Source organism: Romboutsia maritimum (assembly GCF_002251085.2).
GTDB lineage: Bacteria > Bacillota > Clostridia > Peptostreptococcales > Peptostreptococcaceae > Romboutsia_B > Romboutsia_B maritimum.
Genome location: NZ_NOJZ02000053.1, coordinates 1 through 5,458, shown reverse-complemented (window position 1 = coordinate 5,458; position 5,458 = coordinate 1). Strand labels below are relative to the sequence as shown.

Annotated in this window: 3 protein-coding genes and 3 rRNA genes; 1 reads left to right on the top strand and 5 read right to left on the bottom strand. The window is 30.1% G+C overall.

All coding sequences use genetic code 11. From position 1 onward, the window contains the following. The 3 genes from CHF27_RS13320 to CHF27_RS13310 form a co-directional block, all read right to left on the bottom strand. A 16S ribosomal RNA gene (locus tag CHF27_RS13320) occupies positions 1-250 on the bottom strand; the annotation flags it as partial. 358 nt (positions 251-608) lie between these two features. After that, positions 609-1,148, bottom strand: a complete 540-nt coding sequence (gene nrdG, locus CHF27_RS13315) for an anaerobic ribonucleoside-triphosphate reductase activating protein (RefSeq protein WP_095405427.1) — start codon at positions 1,146-1,148, stop codon at positions 609-611. Between the two features lie 21 nt (positions 1,149-1,169). Continuing rightward, positions 1,170-3,524 carry an anaerobic ribonucleoside triphosphate reductase gene (locus CHF27_RS13310; RefSeq protein WP_095405428.1) on the bottom strand — a complete coding sequence of 785 codons (2,355 nt, stop codon included), beginning with the start codon at positions 3,522-3,524 and terminating at the stop codon, positions 1,170-1,172. A 323-nt stretch (positions 3,525-3,847) separates the two neighbouring features. Between CHF27_RS13310 and CHF27_RS13305 the strand changes: the two genes are divergently transcribed. Next, positions 3,848-5,047: a pyridoxal phosphate-dependent aminotransferase gene (locus tag CHF27_RS13305; RefSeq protein ID WP_095405429.1), complete on the top strand. Its 1,200-nt coding sequence runs from the start codon at positions 3,848-3,850 to the stop codon at positions 5,045-5,047. 58 nt (positions 5,048-5,105) lie between these two features. Here CHF27_RS13305 and rrf read toward each other — a convergent pair. Both rrf and CHF27_RS13295 read right to left on the bottom strand, forming a co-directional pair. Further along, positions 5,106-5,222 (bottom strand): 5S ribosomal RNA (rrf, locus tag CHF27_RS13300). Between the two features lie 84 nt (positions 5,223-5,306). Next, positions 5,307-5,458 (bottom strand): 23S ribosomal RNA (locus CHF27_RS13295); the annotation flags it as partial.

The window sequence follows — 5,458 nt, the reverse complement described above, 5'->3', positions numbered from 1 at the left end:
TTACCTTACCAACTAGCTAATCAGACGCGGGTCCATCCTGTACCGCTAAAGCTTTGGTGCTTCGAAGATGTCTTCATAGCACTTTATCTCGTATTAGCATACCTTTCGGTATGTTATCCGTGTGTACAGGGCAGGTTACCCACGCGTTACTCACCCGTCCGCCGCTCTTTCCCGAAGGAAATCGCTCGACTTGCATGTGTTAGGCACGCCGCCAGCGTTCATCCTGAGCCAGGATCAAACTCTCAAATAAAAGTTTTGATGGGCTCAGATACTGTTATATATCTGGCTTTGTTTGGTTGTTTCAAATTCTATAAATTAACCTACTGTTTAATTTTCAAAGTTCATTTTTTCTTGCTCGCCCTTTTCTTAAGGACAAGTAATACTATACCAAGATTATTAATTATAGTCAATAGATTTTTCAATATTTTTTTCATTAATTTTCAATTAAAATTCTTTCTTATTTTTATCCACACTATGCACACCCTGTGCCCAATCTATTTACTGATACCTTCGATTTTTATCCACATTGTGCACTGAGTTATTAACATTTTCATAAAAAAACAAAGGTAATCTAATCTCTATTAGACTACCTTTTAATAACATAGTGTTTATTCTGCAATAGATAACACGTCCTCCATATATTCCTTATTTAAGAATATATTTTTATTTTTTAAACTTTTCTGTACATCTATTATTCGTTGATTTGATGAACCTCTAAATTTCAAACTAATATCCCTTTTAGATTCTATAAATTTACCATCTACTAATACATCTATTTGTCTTAACAAATTTAAATTATCAAAGTAATAAGGATTCTTTTTATCTAAAAGCTGTTCAAATTTAAAACCTGTGTATGCCCACACATCTAAATTATTAATTTTAGCTTCTTTTGCAATTTCAGTTAAAGCCTTAGGCTGTAAAAAAGGTTCCCCTCCTGACAAAGTAATCCCTCTTTGCAACTTTAATGATTTTATTTTCTCTTTTATATCTTGAATACTAATTTCATATCCTGAATCTAGATTATGTGTTTGAGGATTATGACAGCCCTTACAGTTGTGAATACATCCTTGTGTCCATACAACCATTCTTAATCCTGGGCCGTCTACTATACTATCTGTAATAATAGGTGACGATATTTTTAGATTCATAGCACAACCTCCCTCTCATACTTATCTATGTTTAACTCTATCTTTAACTTCAGCTTTCTTAGCATTATTAAATCTATCTACGGTTCCAACTAGGTATCCAGTTATTCTTCTTATTCTTTCAAATTTTATATCACTATCATTTTCATTTCTTTTGCATACTGGACATATATCACCCTCTATAACACCTGAAAACCCACAAACTGGATCTCTATCTACAGGATGATTTACACTTCCATAGCCTATTCCTAATTCTTTCATGGCTTTTATTATTGTTTCAAACGCTTCTAAATTTTCAGATGGATTACCATCTAACTCAACATACGTAATATGTCCTGCATTAGTAAGATCATGGTAAGGAGCTTCTATTCTTATTTTATCAAAAGCACTTATACTATAATAAACTGGCACATGGAATGAATTAGTGTAATACTCTCTATCTGTAACACCCTTTATTTCACCATATATTTTCTTATCAATAGAAGTAAATCTTCCTGAAAGTCCTTCTGCTGGAGTTGCTATTACTGAAAAGTTTAATTTATATTTATCGCTAGCTTCATCCATTCTTTTTCTCATATGCGAAATTATTTTTAATCCTAATTCTTGTGCTTCTTGACTTTCTCCATGATGTTTTCCTAAAAGAGCTATTAAACATTCAGCTAATCCTATAAATCCAACAGTCAACGTACCTTGTTTTATAACTTCATTTAAATTGTCTTCTGGCCCTAAATCATCAGATCCTTGCCAAACACCTTGTCCCATTAAAAATGGGAAGTTTTTCATCTTCTTATTACCTTGAACCTGCATTCTTTCTAATAATTGATCTATAACTAAGTTTATTTTTTCATCTAACTCATCAAAAAATGATTCTATATTATTATTTTCTTCTTTATTTACTATCCCATGTTTTATCCCTAATCTAGGAAGATTTATTGTTGTAAACGATAAATTCCCTCTTCCATTAACTATCTCTGGTCCACATACATTCCCTATAACTCTAGTTCTGCATCCCATATATGTAGCTTCTGTCTCAGGTTTTCCTTCTTTATAATACTGGGCATTAAAAGGAGCATCTAAGAAACTAAAGTTAGGAAATAATCTTTTTGCTGAAACCCTGCATGATAATTTAAATAAGTCATAGTTAGGATCCCCCGGATTTAAATTAATTCCTTCTTTAACCTTAAATATAAGTATTGGGAAAATTGGTGTTTCACCATTGCCTAATCCTTTTTCTAAGGATAATAATAAATTTTTACTCACCATTCTTCCTTCCTCTGATATATCTGTTCCAAAATTTACGCTTGAAAATGGAACTTGGGCACCTGCTCTTGAATGCATAGTATTCAAATTATGAATAAAACCTTCCATAGCTTGGTAAGTTTGTCTATCTGTTTCTTTATAAGATTCTTCAAATGCAAATCGTTGTATATCTCTAGCTAATTTCTCATCTATGCTAAAATTTTCTACTAATTTATTTTTTTCTTTAGTTAAATATTCTTGGTTTTTAGTTAAACCAACTTTTTTAGTTGTTTCCTCTTCAACCTCATAAACTATATTCTTTATCGCCTGTTTATCTTCTATTCCTTTAAATAATTTTAATGCTTTACTCATATTAGATATATAGAATTTTTTAAACGTTTTATATACACCCTCTGCCAAACCATAATCAAAGAATGGTATACTTTGACCTCCATGTTGATCGTTTTGATCGCTTTGTATGGCTATAGCAGCTAAAGCTCCATAACTCATAATATCATTTGGTTCTCTTAAAAATCCATGACCTGTTGAGAATCCACCTTTAAACAACTTCTTTACATCTATTTGACAACATGTAAGTGTTCCCATGTTTAAAAAATCCATATCATGTATATGTATATCTCCATTTTCATGTGCCAATGCATGCTCTGGTTTTAAAATGTGAGTTTTACAAAATTCTTTAGATACAGTACTACCATATTGAAGCATTGTACCCATAGCTGTATTTCCATTTATATTTGCATTTTCCCTTTTTATATCTGCATCATTAGCATCTTCAAAAGTTATTTCTTCTATAGCTTTCATTAGTCTTGTTTTAGAATTTCTTATTCTACTTCTCTCTGTTCTATAAATGATATATTCTTCACTAGTTTTTGCATGACCTGTTTCTATAAGAACTTTAACAACAGCATCTTGTATATCTTCAACACTAGGTGTAGAGTTACTATATTTACAATTTAATAGTTTTATAGCTTCTTGAGTCAATTGTTCTGCTAATTGATAATTCGGTATAGTTCCTTCCCTTTTTGCAACTTCACTTGCTGCTAAAAATATAGCTCTCGTTATTCTATCTGAATTAAAAGGAATGACCCTTCCATCTCTTTTCTTAACAGTACTAATCAATTAAAAAACGCCCCCTTGTTACTATATATTGTATCACATTTATCATCTAACCACTATATATAGTGTATTAAGTTTAAAAAAATTCCCTTTAACTATGTTAAAGGGTCATCCTTCGATTACTTATTAAGATTAACAAATTTGTACTTAATAGTCAAACCGACTCAAATCATTGAAAATACTATGTGGATAATTTGAACATAAGCAATTGTAATGCTTACAAAAAAACTTTATTTTTTTAATATTTTAATGCATTTTTTTCTTTTGTGTCTAAATTTTCAAAATAATTATATAATATAATTAGTAAGACTAAAAGGAGGTTTTTTATGTTATCAAATCGATTATTAAATATAACGCCCTCTTATACAATAGATATAAGTTCCAAAGTTAATAAAATGATTAATTCTGGATTAGATGTAATTAACCTAAGTATAGGTGAACCTGATTTTAATGTACCTTATATGGCTAAACTTCATGGAATTAATTCCTTAAATAACAATTGCACTAAATATGATATTGTTGCAGGATTAGAAATTTTACGAAGTGAAATTTCTAATAAACTAAACACTGAAAATAATTGTAATTATTCACCTGATGAAATAGTAGTATCTAACGGAGCTAAACATGCAATTACAAATACCCTACTTGCTATAACCAACCCTAATGATGAAGTATTAATTCCAAAACCTTATTGGGTAAGTTACGGTGAAATGGTTAAATTAGTAAATGCAGTTCCTAAATTTATAGACACAAAAAAACAAAACAAATTCAAATTAACACAATATGATTTAAATAATAGCATCACAAACAATACAAAGCTCCTTATATTAAACAATCCTTCAAATCCAACAGGAAGTGTTTATACAAAGAAAGAACTTATGAATATTTTGGATTTCTGTTTGAAAAATAATATATATATCTTATCTGATGAGATCTATGAACAAATCTGCTTTAATGAAGAATTTATTTCTATAGCTTCTTTAAGCAAACAAGCAAAAGATATAACAATCACTATAAATGGATTTTCCAAGTCTGCAGCCATGACTGGATTAAGATTAGGATACTCTGCCTCTAATAAAAGTATTGCTAAAGCTATTAATACAATTCAAGGTCATCTATTATCTCATCCAAGTCAAACCTCTCAGTATATAGCATACGGTGCATTAAAGGATTGTAAAAAAGAAATAAAAACTATGGTAAATGAATATAAAAGAAGAAGAGATTTAATAACATCTAAATTAAATTGCCTTCCATATATAGATTATATTTATCCCGACGGAGCTTTTTATGTATTTGTAGATATATCTAAGTTATCTGGTTCATTTAATACTACAAATAGTTTTTCTATTGAATTTTGCAATAAATTTTTATCTAAATATCAGGTTGCTATTGTTCCTGGAATTGCATTTGGAATGGATAATTATGTACGTATATCATTTTCTTGTAGTGAAAATTTATTTTTAGAAGGTATAAACAGACTAAATGATTTTATTTTAAAATTAATGCAAAAACCTTTATATAATTAATAACATAAATAAAGCGTATGAATAATTAAAATTCATACGCTTATAAAATAAAAAGATTACGTGGCTACGTCCTACTCTCCCAGGAGGTTGCCCTCCAAGTACCATCAGCGCTAAAGAGCTTAACTTCTGTGTTCGGAATGGGAACAGGTGTATCCTCTTTGCTATTATAACCACATAATCTTTATGCTTAACATTTCTATTAAGTTTTAGAGTTAATACTCTAAAAACTGCATACATTTAGGAATTATCATTTTAATTCTTGGTCAAGTCCTCGATCTATTAGTATCGTTAAGCTAAATACATTACTGCACTTACACCTTCGACCTATCAACCAGGTAGTCTTCCTGGGATCTTACCCTTACGGTGGGAAATCTTATCTTGAAGTAGGCTTCGCGCTTAGATGCTTTCAGC

Excerpts from the sequence above, each read along its gene's own strand:
- CHF27_RS13305 (WP_095405429.1), top strand. The coding sequence starts at position 3,848 with ATGTTATCAAATCGATTATTAAATATAACGCCCTCTTATACAATAGAT.
- nrdG (WP_095405427.1), bottom strand. The coding sequence starts at position 1,148 with ATGAATCTAAAAATATCGTCACCTATTATTACAGATAGTATAGTAGAC.